17 protein-coding genes are annotated in these 15,271 nt (G+C 55.0%); 8 read left to right on the top strand and 9 right to left on the bottom strand.

The genetic code is table 11. From position 1 onward, the window contains the following. Positions 1 to 73 precede the first annotated feature (73 nt). The 3 genes from KW829_RS09750 to KW829_RS09740 form a co-directional block, all read right to left on the bottom strand. Positions 74 to 685, bottom strand: a complete 612-nt coding sequence (locus KW829_RS09750; RefSeq protein WP_010430272.1) for a response regulator transcription factor — start codon at positions 683 to 685, stop codon at positions 74 to 76. Next, positions 678 to 2,003, bottom strand: coding sequence for a sensor histidine kinase (locus KW829_RS09745; RefSeq protein WP_218308097.1), 1,326 nt, complete (start codon positions 2,001 to 2,003; stop codon positions 678 to 680). The genes KW829_RS09750 and KW829_RS09745 overlap by 8 nt, the downstream gene beginning before the upstream one ends. 105 nt (positions 2,004 to 2,108) lie before the next feature. Next, positions 2,109 to 2,276, bottom strand: a complete 168-nt coding sequence (locus KW829_RS09740) for a hypothetical protein (protein ID WP_042713742.1) — start codon at positions 2,274 to 2,276, stop codon at positions 2,109 to 2,111. Between the two features lie 247 nt (positions 2,277 to 2,523). Here KW829_RS09740 and KW829_RS09735 point away from each other — a divergent pair, with 247 nt between their 5' ends. The 4 genes from KW829_RS09735 to KW829_RS09720 are packed head-to-tail and all read left to right on the top strand — an operon-like array spanning position 2,524 to position 5,587. Continuing rightward, positions 2,524 to 3,354: an ABC transporter substrate-binding protein gene (locus KW829_RS09735; RefSeq protein ID WP_029485049.1), complete on the top strand. Its 831-nt coding sequence runs from the start codon at positions 2,524 to 2,526 to the stop codon at positions 3,352 to 3,354. 1 nt (position 3,355) lies between these two features. Then, positions 3,356 to 4,171 carry an amino acid ABC transporter ATP-binding protein gene (locus KW829_RS09730; protein WP_218308096.1) on the top strand — a complete coding sequence of 272 codons (816 nt, stop codon included), beginning with the start codon at positions 3,356 to 3,358 and terminating at the stop codon, positions 4,169 to 4,171. Next, entirely contained in the window at positions 4,171 to 4,917 is a 747-nt protein-coding gene (locus tag KW829_RS09725; protein ID WP_216356924.1) for an amino acid ABC transporter permease, read from the top strand. Before KW829_RS09730 ends, KW829_RS09725 begins: the two co-directional genes overlap by 1 nt. Further along, a complete protein-coding gene (locus KW829_RS09720; protein WP_218308095.1) occupies positions 4,901 to 5,587 on the top strand; it encodes an amino acid ABC transporter permease in 687 nt (228 codons plus the stop codon). The genes KW829_RS09725 and KW829_RS09720 overlap by 17 nt, the downstream gene beginning before the upstream one ends. On the opposite strand, the gene fumD is transcribed toward KW829_RS09720, so the two are convergent. From fumD to KW829_RS09700, 4 genes are all read right to left on the bottom strand, one after another. Continuing rightward, positions 5,568 to 5,777, bottom strand: coding sequence for a fumarate hydratase FumD (gene fumD / locus KW829_RS09715; protein WP_008500615.1), 210 nt, complete (start codon positions 5,775 to 5,777; stop codon positions 5,568 to 5,570). The genes KW829_RS09720 and fumD overlap by 20 nt on opposite strands. A 110-nt stretch (positions 5,778 to 5,887) precedes the next feature. After that, positions 5,888 to 6,700 (bottom strand): MetQ/NlpA family ABC transporter substrate-binding protein, encoded by an 813-nt coding sequence (locus KW829_RS09710; RefSeq protein WP_010430254.1) that lies wholly within the window; start codon positions 6,698 to 6,700, stop codon positions 5,888 to 5,890. Between the two features lie 24 nt (positions 6,701 to 6,724). After that, on the bottom strand, positions 6,725 to 7,393 hold the full coding sequence (locus tag KW829_RS09705; RefSeq protein ID WP_218308094.1) for a methionine ABC transporter permease: 669 nt from the start codon (positions 7,391 to 7,393) through the stop codon (positions 6,725 to 6,727). Further along, a complete protein-coding gene (locus KW829_RS09700; protein WP_089599778.1) occupies positions 7,386 to 8,408 on the bottom strand; it encodes a methionine ABC transporter ATP-binding protein in 1,023 nt (340 codons plus the stop codon). Before KW829_RS09700 ends, KW829_RS09705 begins: the two co-directional genes overlap by 8 nt. A gap of 401 nt (positions 8,409 to 8,809) precedes the next feature. Between KW829_RS09700 and KW829_RS09695 the strand changes: the two genes are divergently transcribed. From KW829_RS09695 to lpp, 4 genes are all read left to right on the top strand, one after another. Next, positions 8,810 to 10,180 (top strand): cystathionine beta-synthase, encoded by a 1,371-nt coding sequence (locus tag KW829_RS09695; protein WP_218308093.1) that lies wholly within the window; start codon positions 8,810 to 8,812, stop codon positions 10,178 to 10,180. 11 nt (positions 10,181 to 10,191) lie between these two features. Beyond that, entirely contained in the window at positions 10,192 to 11,337 is a 1,146-nt protein-coding gene (locus KW829_RS09690) for a PLP-dependent aspartate aminotransferase family protein (RefSeq protein WP_108416841.1), read from the top strand. Positions 11,338 to 11,714: 377 nt separating this feature from the next. Then, positions 11,715 to 13,127 (top strand): pyruvate kinase PykF, encoded by a 1,413-nt coding sequence (gene pykF / locus KW829_RS09685; RefSeq protein WP_010430242.1) that lies wholly within the window; start codon positions 11,715 to 11,717, stop codon positions 13,125 to 13,127. Between the two features lie 311 nt (positions 13,128 to 13,438). Beyond that, entirely contained in the window at positions 13,439 to 13,675 is a 237-nt protein-coding gene (gene lpp, locus KW829_RS09680; RefSeq protein WP_010430241.1) for a murein lipoprotein Lpp, read from the top strand. 60 nt (positions 13,676 to 13,735) lie between these two features. Here the strand turns inward: lpp and KW829_RS09675 are convergent, their stop codons facing one another. Together KW829_RS09675 and sufE are read right to left on the bottom strand one after the other, a co-directional pair. Beyond that, the gene (locus tag KW829_RS09675) at positions 13,736 to 14,749 is read right to left on the bottom strand and encodes a L,D-transpeptidase family protein (RefSeq protein ID WP_218308092.1); all 1,014 of its coding nucleotides are present in this window, start codon (positions 14,747 to 14,749) and stop codon (positions 13,736 to 13,738) included. Positions 14,750 to 14,846: 97 nt separating this feature from the next. After that, positions 14,847 to 15,263: a cysteine desulfuration protein SufE gene (gene sufE, locus KW829_RS09670; protein ID WP_108416839.1), complete on the bottom strand. Its 417-nt coding sequence runs from the start codon at positions 15,261 to 15,263 to the stop codon at positions 14,847 to 14,849. Positions 15,264 to 15,271 lie beyond the last annotated feature (8 nt).

The raw sequence follows: 15,271 nt of genomic DNA, 5'->3' as shown, positions 1-15,271 counted from the left end.
ACTGAAGACCATTCGAGGATACCGGGACAGGCAACGACGCGTAATTCGGTTGATTACGCACGCATCCTGGTAATTATACGGATTGCAATTTATCGTACTCGCGGCTTGCCTGAACCAGGCTCGTGACGCCCAGCTTGGCAAACGCAGCTGCACGATGCGCTTCCACCGTGCGCGGCGACAGGTCAAGTCGCGCCGCCACCTCTTTATTGCTGAGCCCTTCCATCAACACCGCCAATACCTCATGTTCCCGCGCGGTGAGTTGTTCAAAGCGCGCTTTTATTCGTGAGAGCGCCTGCCAGTCGGCGAACCGTCGCTGGCTCTCCTCGCACGCCAGCCCCACGGATTCGATAAGCTTGTCCGCATCCAGCGGCTTGGTGAAAAACTCAAAGACGCCGTTACGGAACGCCCGGCGGCAGGCGTCGACGCTGCCGTGCCCGGTCATGATAATTACCGGCAGCAGAGGCCACGGCCACTCGCCCTCTTCCAGCCACGTCAGCCCCCCTTTTCCCGGCATGCGCATATCCAGTAGCAGGCAGCCGACGAGCGTTGAGTCCTTAACATGGGCCGTGGTAAACGCGTCGATACTCCCGAATGTCTTCACTTCCCAGCCCATGCCTGAAAGTAAAAATGCCATCGACTCTCTGATGGATTCATCGTCATCGATCAGCCAGATTATATTATCCATGCGTCGTCTCCTTTCCATTAGCCAGTTGCAGGACGATTCGCGCCCCTCCCTCCGGCGAATTCCCCAGCGTAATCGATCCGTTCATGCGCGTCATCAGTGACTCCGTTAAGGTCATCCCCAGGCCAATTCCCTCTTCTCTACCACTGTAAAACGGCATAAAGGCATTCTGTAGCGCCTCCGGGCTAAAACCGGGGCCGCCATCCGTCACGATTACCTGAATGCCATTTGCGCCTTTCCGGCTTTCGATCCGCACCCAACCCTGCGCGTTCGCCTGTTGAGCCTGAATCGCATTGCTGAGCAGATTGTGCAGGACCTGCTCAAGCCAGAGTCTGTCAGCCAGAACCGTCGTTGCCTCCGGTGTAAACGCATGGGTAACGATGATATGTTCAGCGCGTCTCTCGTGCTCCAGTAAATTCACAACCTGCTGCCAGCATTGCGCCAGGTCGGTTTCGCGCAGCGTCACTTTCTCCTGCACCACGTGTTCACGAAAACGGGTTAACAGGGCGCTGATACGCTGTGTTTGCACCAGCGCTGCTGCCAGTGCCTGGGACACCGCCTGTGGATTGTCCAGCTTTTGCTGTCGCTGCGCGCCCTGGATCCAGGTCTGCACGGCCGTGAGCGGCTGGTTGATCTCATGGACAATACCCGTAGTGATCTCCCCCAGCGTGTTGAGTCGGGCATGCTGGTAATACAAGGCGCGCTGCTCTGCGTCTCGTCTTGCCTTGCGCTGCCAGAGCGCCACGCTGCCCACCGCAATGACCACACCCCATCCAGTAAAGACTACCAGGAAGATAAAACACTGAATACCGAGCCAGTCTGGCTGAGCATCGGCTGAAAGCACGAAGGGTTGCGTTACCTGTGGGAAGGAGCGTGCCCAGTGCCAGAAGGCATCTGAAGGGTGTGGTTCGCTTCGCTTCGAATAATAGACGTCGAGGCGCTCAAAGGCATGATGCGTATTGAGTAGTGGGGCAAGATCAACCCGTACACGGATTTGCCGCCAGGGATTGTAGAGCCAGTATTGTCGATCGCTGGCGGGCTCAACGCGGGCGGCGTCCAGCGCGCGTCCGGTTGTTTTCTCCAGCGCAAGAAGATGGGGGAATTTTTTATTCAGTGCCGTGATATCTTCATCACCGCTCAGTAGCGGCAATACAGACTCGTTCTGGGTAAGGACGGCGCTAATCTCAGAAAAGAGCGCCGAATACTCCCGATCGCGCTCCCAGTACTGTCGGCGGATTTGTTCGGCATAGAGCAGGATACCGCTGACAAAGCAGACGGCGATCCAGACAATGATGGCGCGCGTGAACAGTGTGTTTTTCATTCCGTTAACTGGCAGGTGTTACATCCTGTCACATTAACAGTTAACGATTGTCATAACAAAAAAGCGCACAGCTCATTCCAGTACATTTCGCGCGTCCGGCGCAATTCAGCGTGACGTTTTATCATAGAACCACTCCGGATCGATGTTGGCAACGTCCACGCCATACAGGCTGGCGACAGGCAGTATCGACTCAAGAACCCGTTGCGCGCTGTTCTCCGCATTGACCTGCCGGGTCGCAAAAAACCGCCGTAACGTGCTTATCCATTTTTTCATTGTCTTTACCCCTCTTCGCTTTGCCTGACCTAAGTTAAACACTCAACTTCAGCGCGAGGGAAATACCAATATCGTCTGTTCATGTGCAGTATCTGCAAATAGCGTCCCCTTTCATTTACCTGTTCATAACACCCTGTTCACTAATGCTTTTTTGCTTATAGCAAAGAACGATTTCTTATTTGGCGATAGCTTTCGCTTATGGGAGCGTAAAGGGACAAAACAAAAAACGACGGGATGACGTATGACTATGGCAGCAAAAACGAAAGGGTTTAACAAACGGACACTGGTTCTGGGATTACTGGCAGCCGGGAGCCTGCTTTCAGCGCAGGTACAGGCCGATCAGCTGGCGGATATTAAGGCCGCAGGGGTGGTGAAAGTCGCCACCTTTGACGCCAATCCGCCGTTTGGCTCTATTGATGCAAAGACGCACGACATCGTGGGTTACGACGTAGACTTCGCCAAAGCGCTGGCAAAATCACTCGGCGTGAAGCTTGAACTGGTTGCCACCAATCCGGCGAACCGAATTCCGTTGCTTCAGTCCGGTAAAGCAGATCTGATCGTGGCGGATATCACCATCACCCCGGAACGCGCACAGGTGATTGATTTCTCCACCCCCTATTTCGTGACCGGACAACAGTTCCTGGTCCCCGCCAAATCACCCGATAAGTTGGATGAATACAGCCGGGCACGCATTGGTGCGGTGAAAGGGACAACGGGCGAGCAGGCGCTGCACCAGCGTTTCCCGCAGTCTCGCGTGCTCTCTTATGATGACATTCCTCTGGCGCTGACGGCGCTGCGCAACGGCAATGTGCAGGCCATCACCCAGGACAGCACTATTCTTGCAGGCCTGCTGGCACAGGCCCCGGATAAAGCGAACTTTAAAATCTTGCCCGATCTGCTCAGCAAGGAAGAGATTGGCGTTGGGGTGAAAAAAGGTGAAACCGCGCTGCTGAAGGCCGTTAACGATGAGCTGGTTAATCTCGAGAAGAACGGTCAGGCGGCAAAAATCTACGATGTCTGGTTTGGCCCAAACACGCCAGCTCCACAGCCTCGCGCCTTTAAAATAGAAGCCCAGTAATATGCTCTCAGGTTTATTTTCACACTCCGCGGCCGGTGCCGCGGATTTTTCACATCTGGAACACGCCAGCGTCGAGTTTCGTGACGTCGTAAAACGTTACGGCGACCATGAGGTATTAAAAGGCATTAACCTCAGCATTTCTCCGGGTGAAGTGGTGGCGATCCTCGGTCCATCCGGTTCAGGGAAATCGACGTTGATCCGTCTTATCAACCAGCTTGAAACCCTCAGTGACGGCGACATTCTGATTGATAACAAACCCACCGCCCGGCTTTCCACTGCGGCACTGCGCCAGTTACGCAGCCGCGTCGGTTTTGTGTTCCAGCAATTTAACCTTTACGCCCACCTCACCGCCAGCCAGAACATCACTCTGGCGCTGGAGCACGTTCACGGCTGGAAGCCGCAGCCCGCCCAGGAGCGCGCGCTGGCGCTGCTGGAAAAGGTCGGGATGCTGGAAAAAGCCCATCATTTTCCCGCACAGCTCTCCGGCGGCCAGCAGCAGCGCGTGGCGATTGCTCGCGCGCTGGCCTCGTCGCCGCAAATCATTCTCTTTGATGAACCGACGTCAGCCCTCGATCCCGAGATGATTGGCGAAGTGTTATATGTGATGAAAGCCCTCGCCCACAGCGGGATCACCATGATTGTGGTGACGCACGAGATGCAGTTTGCCCGGGAGATTGCTGACCGGATCGTCTTTATCGACGGCGGACACATTCTCGAAACCGCCCCGCCTGCGCAATTTTTCAGTCAACCGTCGCATCCACGCGCCCAGCGGTTCCTGCAAAAAGTGCTCGACCCGCTTCACCAGGAGCCGCTGTAATGGCCGCGCTCGACTGGCAGGGAGTGCTGACCGGGCAGCCCCTGCAGTGGATAGTATCCGGTTTTCTCACCACGCTGTGGGTCACGCTCGCGGGCGTGGGACTTGCCACCCTGCTTGCGTTGTTTTTTCTGCTGCTTCGCCTCTCCGCAGGACGGTTCGGTCATGCCGTCGTCAGCGGCTGGGTCTCGCTGTTTCGCAACACGCCGCTGCTGGTGCAGCTCCTGTTCTGGTACTTCGCTGCCTGGAACGGGCTGCCGCTCGGGTTTCGGGACGTCGTAAATGCCGATCACGCCTGGTCGATTTTGCCCGGTGACGTCTGGTGGTTCACGCCTGAATTTTTATGTTCTGCCTGGGGATTGGGCGTGTTCACCTCGGCCTTTTTAATTGAGGAGATTGAGTCCGGGCTGCGTTCCGTCCCCAACGGACAGCGGGAGGCGGCGCTGGCGCAGGGGTTTTCTGCGTGGCGGTTATTTCGCTACATTCTGCTGCCGCAAGGACTGGCGAATGCCTGGCAGCCTGTCATCGGTCAGTATCTCAACCTGATGAAGCTCTCCTCACTCGCCAGCGGCATTGGCTTTGCCGAACTCACCTATCAGGTGCGGCAGATTGAAAGCTATAACGCGCACGCGCTGGAGGCCTTTACCGTGGGAACCGCACTGTATCTGCTTACCGGCGTGCTAATGGGTATGCTACTGACGCGACTCGGCCCTCGCGCAGGGAGGACTCAGCATGATTGCCGGATTTAACGTCATAGCTGATAACCTGGATTATCTGCTGTGGGGACGTGCTGCTGCGGGTGAACCCGGCGGCGTGTTGCTCTCGCTGCTGATGGCCGCAGGAGCCGCCATACTTGCTCTGCCCTGTGGAATTGCGCTGGCGTGCGCTGCGTGGCGCTATCCCGGGCTTGTGCGTAAGGCGCTGTTCCTGTGGGCAGAGTTGATACGCGGCATTCCGCTCATCTTTGTGATTTTCTGGATGTGGTATCTGCTGCCCCTGATGACCGGCGGCGATCTGCCCGGCGCTCTTACCGTGACGCTGGCGCTGGCCTGGTTCACGGCGGCATCGGTCATGCATTCGGTACTCGCCGGACTAAACGCGTTGCCCGCCGGGCAATATGAAGCGGCACTGACTCAGGGATTCAGCACGCGGCAAACCTTGTGGCGCGTGCTGCTCCCGCAGGTGATGCGCAATATTCTGCCGTCTCTGGTGGGGATATTTATCAGCCTGCTGAAGGATACGTCGTTGGCGTTTATTGTGAACGTACCTGAACTGACCACCGTGGCGGGCCAGGTGAACAACCGGGTGCAAATCTACCCGGCGGCCATTTTTATCTTTACGGGGGTGGTTTACTACCTGCTGTGCTGCTCGCTTGAGCAACTCGCGAAGCGCTGGCGCATTACCCGGCCAGCGCTTTAACCACCGTTTCCATCGCTTCGGTTGTCAATTCACTGCGTTTGACGCGCTGGTTCGCCAGCGCGGTTCGCAGCACACCGGCAATCACAATATGCTTTGGCTCCTGCCCTAAATCACGCATCTCAAGCACGACCTTCCCGACCACCCGGCACATCTCCTGGTAAAGCGCTTCATCTTTGGTCACGTTACCCATCGTCATCACTCCATTGCCTTTTAAACGTTGAGCTTAAATGATTCTCCTGCCGGATACAAAAAAGAAGCCCGACGAGAGACTCGCCGGGCTTCATCTGTAAAATCAGCTAATTAGTTGTTTACGGGAATGACCGCGCCTTTGTATTTGGTGCGGATCCAGTCCTGAATCTCTTTGGAGTGCAGGACGTTCACCAGCGCGACGATGTCTTTTTTCTTCTCATCACCGCGGTGTACGGTAATGATGTTGGCGTACGGGTTATTTTCACCACTCTCTACCGCAATCGGATCGTGAACCGGGTCCAGACCTGCATCAATCGCGTAGTTGGCGTTGATCACCACCGCAGCGCCTTCGTCGTTGTTGTACATCTGCGGCAGCAGAGACGCTTCGACGTTAGGTGTGAACTGCAGCTTTTTCGGGTTTTCGACGATATCGCTGATGCGCGCGGTCACTTTATCAATGCCCGGCTTCAGCTTGATCACGCCCTCTTTCTCGAAGATAGAGAGAATGCGGCCCTCTTCGGAAACCGCGTCACGCATGATGATCTTGCCGCCTTCCGGCAGGTCTTTCAGCGACTTGTATTTTTTAGAGTAGATGCCGATTGGCTCAATGTGGATCGCGCCTGCGCTGACAAAATCGTAGTCCTTATCGCCCGCATGATCTTTCAGCACGCTGTTCAGATAAGGAATGTGCTGGAAATAGTTCGCATCGATGTCACGTCCCGCCAGCGCGGTGTTAGGCAGAATGTAGTCCTGGAACGGTTTAATCTCCAGGTCGATACCCTGCTTCGCCAGAATCGGCTTAGCCTGCTCCAGAATTTCGGCGTGCGGCGTGTTGGACGCGCCTACGGTCAGCGTGTCAGCCCAGGAGGCGAAGCTCAGGGCGCTCAGGGTTGCTGCGGCGATCAGTGTCAGTGTCTTTTTCATGATGATGGTTCCTGTGTGTATTTATTAGCGTTTATCTAACAGTGAAGTAATGACATCGCCGCAGAACTGGATAATGAAAACGATGATTAAAATGGTCACCGTTGCCACCAGCGTGACGTCACCATGGTTGCGCTGGAATCCTTCCAGATAAGCCAGATTTCCCAAACCGCCGGCACCAATCACCCCCGCCATTGCGCTATAGCTCACCAGCGCAATCAGCGTCACCGTAATACCTGAAACCAGTGCAGGTGATGATTCCGGCAGTAAAACCCGAAACACTAACGTGCTCAGTCGTGCGCCCATCGAGCGCGTTGCTTCAATAACGCCTTTGTCCACTTCACGCAGGGCGATTTCCACCAGGCGTGCGTAGAACGATGCTGCGCCCACAATCAGCGCCGGGAGTGCCGCGTTGGCGCCAAGGATGGTCCCCACGATGGTTTTCGTGAACGGGATCAGCAATACAATCAGGATGATGAACGGAATGGAGCGGAACACGTTCACCACAATCGAAATCACACTGTAGACCGTGCGGTTATGGAACAGCCCGCCGCGCGCGGTTAAAAACAGCGTCAGACCGAGCACGAGCCCCAGAACAAAGGTCGCCACGCCTGAGAGCGCGGTCATGTACAGCGTCTCCTGGGTTGCTGCCCACAGCTGGTCCCACTTCAGATGCGGAAAGAGATCCTCAGCCATGTTTAATCACCTCGCCTTCAATATCGCTGTGCTGCAGGTCGGCGAGGATATTGTTCAGTTGTTCATCAGATGCCACTACGTGCACCCAGAGTTGCCCGAAAACACCGTGGGCGGTTTGCGTCATTTTTCCGTGCAGGATGTTAAACGGCAGGCCATAGCGCAGCGTTAATTCACCGACGACAGGCTTATGCGTGCTATGTCCGGTAAAGGTCAGCTTGATAACCGTGCCTTCCAGTTCATTTGCCAGCTCAGCGTTGAAGGTCTCTTCCTCGGCGTACTGGCTCACCTGACGAACAAACTGCTGCGTGATGGGCTGTTGCGGATGGGTAAAGACGCTCAGGACGTCGCCCTCTTCCACCACCTTGCCATTCTCCATCACCGCCACGCGGTCGCAGATTTTGCGCACCACGTGCATCTCGTGAGTGATCAGCACGATGGTGAGTTTGAAACGACGGTTAATATCCAGCAGCAGATCGAGGATCTGATCGGTGGTCTGTGGGTCAAGAGCCGACGTGGCTTCGTCGCAGAGCAGCACGTCCGGATTATTGGCCAGCGCGCGCGCAATGCCCACGCGCTGTTTTTGCCCGCCGCTCAGCTGGGACGGGTACGCATTCTCGCGCCCTTTCAGGCCGACCAAATCCACCAACTCAGCAACGCGCGCCTTGATATTGGCTTTTGGCACGCCCGCGATTTGCATCGAGAAGGCGATGTTCTCGTTAACCGTTCGCGACCAGAGCAGGTTGAAATGCTGGAACACCATGCTGATCTTCAGTCGCGCCTGTCGTAAGGCTTCGCCCTTAGCGGCAGAAATATTCTGCCCGTTGATGGTTACGCTGCCGGTACTGGGTTTTTCCAGACCGTTCAGCAGGCGGATAAGCGTACTTTTCCCGGCGCCGCTGTAACCGATAATCCCGTAAATTTGTCCCTGCGCTATCGTCAAATTGACATTATCAACGGCTGTCAGTGCCACCTTTCCGTTGTCAAAAACCTTCGAAATATTGCTCAGTACAATCATTCTTATTCGTTATCCGTTCCGCCCATGGCGGTTTAGCAGTATGGATGTCCAAACGATAGTAAACAGGCGTTATCAGGTTTTAAATGAACAAAAAAGAATTTGTTATAACTTTCGGAAATAAACCGTGAATTTAACGGCTGGAAAGCATTTAGATCATTTTCAGCAATCATTATCTGCCATACGCATATTCGATGGCTGACCCGCTGCAAAAATGGTCATTTTTGCAGCATTTTATCCCGATATAGCCATCCTCACATCCAGACAACTTTACGTCTTGCTGTCCTTACATCCGAAAACATGCTGAATATTCCTTTCTGTTCTAAAAGGCAGTGAAACGTTCTTTATTGAGAAATTTTCATGGTCCTATCATCCGGTCATGACCTCGTTAAAGGAAAAAGACCATGACGATTTATCACTCCGTCACCGAACTGATTGGCCGCACGCCGCTTATCCAGCTGCACAAACTGGATACCGGTCCCTGCTCCTTGTTCCTGAAGCTGGAAAACCAAAATCCCGGCGGCTCGATTAAAGACCGCGTTGCGCTGTCGATGATCAACGAAGCGGAGCGCACCGGGCAGCTGCAGCCGGGTGGCACGATTATAGAAGCGACGGCGGGCAATACCGGCCTCGGCCTGGCCCTGATCGCCGCACAGAAAGGCTACTCGCTGATCCTGGTAGTACCCGACAAAATGAGCCGCGAAAAGATTTTCCACCTGCGCGCGCTGGGGGCTCAGGTGGTGTTGACCCGCTCCGATGTGAATAAGGGGCATCCGGCCTATTACCAGGATTACGCCCAGCGTCTGGCCAACGAATTGCCCGGCGCGTTTTACATCGACCAGTTCAATAATGAGGCCAACCCGCTTGCGCACCGCACCACGACGGCGCCGGAACTGTTTGAACAGCTTGATGGGCGGATCGATGCCATTGTTGTCGGCGTGGGCTCTGGCGGCACGCTGGGGGGATTGCAGGCGTGGTTTGCGGAACATTCCCCCGATACGGAGTTTGTCCTGGCAGACCCGGCCGGATCGGTTCTGGCCGACCAGGTGGAAACCGGACGCTATCACGATGCTGGCTCATGGCTGGTTGAAGGGATTGGAGAAGACTTTATTCCGCCGCTGGCCCACATCGAAGGGGTGAATCGCGCCTGGCGCATCACCGACCGGGAAGCCTTCACCACCGCACGCGATCTACTGAAAACGGAAGGCATTCTGGCGGGCTCCTCCAGCGGCACGCTGCTGGCGGCGGCGCTGAAATATTGTCAGGCGCAGACTACGCCGAAACGCGTGGTCACCTTCGCCTGCGACAGCGGCAATAAATACCTCTCGAAGATGTTCAACGATGACTGGATGCGTCAGCAAGGGCTCATCACGCGTCCTCAGGCGGGCGATCTCTCAGACTATATTGCCCTGCGTCACGATGAAGGTGCCACCGTCACCGCCGCCCCGGACGACACGCTTTCAACCGTACTGGCGCGCATGCGTTTGTATGACATCTCCCAGCTTCCGGTGCTGGAGAACGGCAAGGTGGTGGGCATCATCGACGAGTGGGATCTGCTGCGGCATATCGGCGGCGATGGCGATCGCTTCGCCCTTCCGGTGACGGCAGCCATGACGCGTCAGGTGGAGTTCCTTGATAAACACGCCCCTGAGAGCGCCCTGAACGCTATTTTCGACCGTGGCCTGGTGGCCGTTATTAATGACAACGACCGCTTTTTGGGTCTGATCACGCGCAGCGACGTCCTGACCGCCTGGCGCAACCGTCTACAACAATAAAGGAATAAGAGATGAAAAACCTGGCAACCCTGAGCGTTCACAGCGGCGAGTTCAACGACCAGCACGGCGCCGTCATGCCGCCGATTTACGCTACCTCGACGTTTGCGCAACCGTCACCCGGTGAGCATACCGGCTATGAGTATTCCCGCAGCGGCAACCCCACCCGCCACGCGCTGGAAACCGCCATTGCCGAACTGGAAGGCGGCTCGCGCGGCTACGCGTTTGCCTCCGGTCTGGCGGCCATCTCCACGGTGCTCGAACTGCTGGATAAAGACAGCCATATTGTCGCCATTGATGACGTTTACGGCGGGACGTATCGCCTGATTGAAAACGTGCGCAAGCGCAGCGCCGGTCTGCAGGTCAGCTGGGTTAAACCGGACGACCTGGCCGGGCTTGAGGCCGCCATTCGTCCGGAAACCCGCATGGTGTGGGTTGAAACGCCAACCAACCCGCTGCTGAAGCTGGCGGATCTGGCGGCCATTGCGCAAATTGCTCGTCGTCATAACGTCATCAGCGTGGCGGATAACACCTTCGCGTCGCCGGTGATCCACCGTCCGCTGGAATCAGGTTTCGATATCGTGGTGCACTCCGCCACCAAATACCTGAACGGCCACTCAGACGTGGTGGCCGGGCTGGCAATTGTCGGGGACAACAAGGAACTGGCGGATAAGCTGGGTTATCTGCAAAACGCGGTGGGCGGCGTACTGGATCCGTTCAGCAGCTTCCTGACCCTGCGCGGTATTCGCACCCTTGCGCTGCGCGTCGAAAAGCACAGCACCAACGCGCTGGCGATTGCGCAATGGCTCGATCAGCATCCTCTGGTGGAAAACGTTTTCTATCCCGGTCTGGAATCGCATCCACAATATCAGCTTGCCCGCACGCAGATGGCGCTGCCAGGCGGGATGATTTCCGTCGTGGTGAAAGGCGATGCGCAACGCGCCACCGAGGTGATCCGCAACCTGAAGTTGTTCACCCTCGCGGAAAGCCTGGGCGGCGTGGAGAGTCTGGTGAGCCAGCCCTACAGCATGACCCACGCGTCAATTCCGCTGGAACAACGCCTGGCCAACGGTATTGTGCCGCAGTTGATCCGCCTGTCAGTCGGAATTGAAGATCCAAAAGACCTGATTGCCGACCTCAGCCAGGCGCTGCAAAAATAAGCAAAACGCGGCAGGTCAGGCACCTGCCGCCATAAGTTGTCATTATGCCTTAACGCCTTGATAACAAACTTATGTGAATCTGCACAGATTATTTTTGAAACGCTGTTTCCATTTTCCTTTTATCTTAAAATCAGCGTATAATGCGCGCCAAATCCCTGGTGAATGGTTTCAGCGCTTGGAATACAAAAAACAACGTACAACTTCTCCTCTCCTTCGTTGGGCTGACACTCAGGCACACTTTCTTCTGCACGCTCATTTGATGTCTCCTATCCTTAGTGCGTGTCATATACTCTTTTGCAACACAGGTTTGACTCCGCGGCGGTGCGCCCCCGGAGCGAGATTTCCATATCCTTCCCAACTTAAAGACTAAGACTGTCATGAAAAAGACGAAAATTGTTTGTACTATCGGCCCGAAAACCGAATCTGAAGAGATGCTGAGCAAAATGCTGGATGCCGGCATGAACGTGATGCGTCTGAACTTCTCCCACGGCGACTATGCAGAGCACGGTCAGCGTATCCAGAACTTGCGCAACGTGATGAGCAAAACCGGCAAAAAAGCCGCTATTCTGCTGGATACCAAAGGTCCGGAAATCCGTACCATCAAACTGGAAGGCGGTAACGACGTTTCTCTGAAAGCGGGCCAGACCTTCACCTTCACCACCGACAAATCCGTTGTCGGTAACAGCGAAATCGTTGCAGTGACCTACGAAGGTTTCACCAGCGATCTGTCCGTCGGCAACACCGTGCTGGTGGACGATGGCCTGATCGGTATGGAAGTTACCGCTATCGAAGGTAACAAGGTTATCTGTAAAGTGCTGAACAACGGCGACCTGGGCGAGAACAAAGGCGTTAACCTGCCGGGCGTCTCTATCGCGCTGCCAGCACTGGCTGAAAAAGACAAACAGGACCTGATCTTTGGTTGCGAGCAAGGTGTTGATTTCGTTGCTGCATCCTTCATCCGTAAGCGTTCTGACGTGGTTGAGATCCGTGAGCACCTGAAAGCGCACGGCGGCGAGAAGATCCAGATCATCTCCAAAATCGAAAACCAGGAAGGCCTGAACAACTTCGACGAAATTCTCGAAGCGTCTGACGGCATCATGGTTGCACGTGGCGACCTGGGCGTTGAGATCCCGGTTGAAGAAGTGATCTTCGCGCAGAAGATGATGATCGAGAAATGCGTTCGCGCGCGTAAAGTGGTTATCACTGCAACGCAGATGCTGGACTCCATGATCAAAAACCCACGCCCTACCCGCGCTGAAGCAGGTGACGTGGCGAACGCCATCCTCGACGGTACCGATGCAGTGATGCTGTCCGGTGAGTCTGCGAAGGGTAAATACCCGCTGGAAGCGGTCGGCATCATGGCGACCATTTGCGAGCGTACTGACCGCGTGATGACCAGCCGTCTGGACTTCAACAACGACAGCCGCAAACTGCGCATCACTGAAGCTGTGTGCCGCGGTGCAGTTGAAACCGCTGAGAAACTGGACGCACCGCTGATCGTGGTAGCGACCCAGGGCGGTAAATCTGCTCGTGCAGTGCGTAAATACTTCCCGGATGCCACCATCCTGGCCCTGACCACCAATGAAACCACCGCGCGTCAGCTGGTGCTGAGCAAAGGCGTGGTTGCCCATCTGGTGAAAGAGATCGCGTCTACCGATGATTTCTACATTCAGGGTAAAGCGATGGCGCTGGAAAGCGGTCTGGCACAGAAAGGCGACGTTGTGGTGATGGTTTCTGGTGCCCTGGTTCCAGCAGGTACCACTAACACTGCATCTGTTCACGTACTGTAATAATTCCCGAACGAATTATTTTTTGATAGAAAGCGTCCTTCGGGGCGCTTTTTTTATTCCTGTCATTAGCCCTATCTATTCAAAAAGCAAATCGGGTTTTTCTATTTAATTGCGATTTATCTAAGATGAATCCGATGAAAAATGCCTTTTTTAACATGGCTTTTTCGACAAAAAGGCCAAATTCGTTGCTTCTTTGAGCGAACGATCAAAAATAGGCGTATTCCCATCAAAAAAATATTCTCAACCCAAAAAACTTTGTGTAATACTTGTAACGCTACATGGAGATTAACTCAATCTAGAGGGTATTAATAATGAATCGTACTAAACTGGTACTGGGCGCGGTAATCCTGGGTTCTACTCTGCTGGCAGGTTGCTCCAGCAACGCTAAAATCGATCAGCTGTCTTCTGACGTTCAGACTCTGAACGCTAAAGTTGACCAGCTGAGCAACGACGTGAACGCAATCCGTTCCGACGTTCAGGCTGCTAAAGACGACGCAGCTCGCGCTAACCAGCGTCTGGACAACCAGGCTACTAAATACCGTAAGTAATAGTACCTGTTAATAAAATGGCGCACATTGTGCGCCATTTTTTTTGCCTTCGTCAAACCCCTACTGCGTCACCCTCTCCCCTTCCTCTTCGGCTACCGCAGCTGACACCCGACTGTTCTGCACCGACAACACGCTGTTGCTGGCTGATGGGCCATTACCGGCAGACACTGCTACCGGGATCCCCGCACGACGTGACAGGGCTTTATCGATAAGCGCTTTATCACTCCCCGATTGAGACACGAAGGTCGCGAAATCTTCGGAGTGGCTAATGGGCGCTACCTGTGGGTTTTCCCCCTCAACCTGCGCCAGCGGGCGATGTACTTCGATGTAGCGCTTCCCGTCCGGCTCGACGGCAAACTTCACCGGCTCATTGATAATCTGGACCCGCGTGCCAACACGCACCTGCCCAAACAGCGCTTTGATATCCGGAGCGTTCATCCGCATACAGCCTGAACTGACCCGTAAACCGACGCTGTCCGGCGCGCTGGTGCCGTGGATAAGATATTCACCGTTCCCAACGCCTAAACGCAGCGCAAAGCGTCCTAACGGGTTATTTGGCCCTGCTGGCACGACCGGCGGCAATTGAATTCCTTGCGCCAGAGAGCGCGCCCTGATGCCCGCTGTCGGTGTCCAGGTTGGATTAGGGATTTTCTGACTCACGCGGGTGGTCGTCACCGGCGTTTCCAGTCCCAGTTGCCCGATACCGAGCGGGAAGACCTGAACGATATTCTCCCCCGGCGGGAAATAGTAAAGCCGAAGCTCAGCCAGGTTGACCACGATCCCTTCCCGCGGGGTATCCGGCAGCAGCATTTGAGAAGGAATGGTGATCACCGTCCCCGGCGCGGGGTTCACCGGTGCAATGGTATTATTGGTTTCAAGAATAAGCTGCGCAGCCGTATTAAACCGGCGGGCAATGGCCTGCAGTTTATTGTCGCCTTCCTGAATCGTGTAGGTTTGATTTTGCCCAATCAGACGGCTGCCTGCGGGCGGCAATGGATAATCCACCGCCCGGGCCGAATTAAGCACACCGAGCGAACCAAGGAGTAATAGAGTTATTAGAGACGCGCGCTTCATGCTGAGATTCCTTATTCACTGACAGAACGCCAGAAAGCTGAAAAACCAGCGAGGCGGGAACCACCTCGCGAAACAGAATGAATGCTGTTCTCTAAGTCTAGCTAAGGATTGCAGCTTTGGCGCGAATGCCGCGGATCATCGCTTCCAGTCCCTGGGATCGGGACGGGGTGAGATGTTGGGTGAGCGCCATTTTTTCGAACCAGGGACGAACATCAAAAGCGACAATGTCCTGCGCCGACATCTGGTGATAGAGAATAAAGACGACGGCAATAAGCCCTTTCACAATCGCAGCGTCGCTGTCGCCATGTAATTCGATAGTGCCATCGGCAGATTGTTTCATCACAATCCACACCTGGCTCTGGCAACCCTGAATAATATTATCCGGGTTATGCGCCTCTTCGCTGAGCGGCGCTAAACGCTGCCCCAACTCAATAATATAGAGATATTTCTCTTCCCAGTTAGCGCAACGCCCGAAGTTGCGCAGCAATTTATCTTTATCCGGCAGTTCTGCCATCTTTCGCC

The sequence above is a fragment of the Enterobacter sp. ENT02 genome (genome assembly GCF_019219165.1).
GTDB lineage: Bacteria > Pseudomonadota > Gammaproteobacteria > Enterobacterales > Enterobacteriaceae > Enterobacter > Enterobacter mori.
Note: the sequence above shows the minus strand (reverse complement) of the source record. Positions and strands in the feature narration are given on the sequence as shown.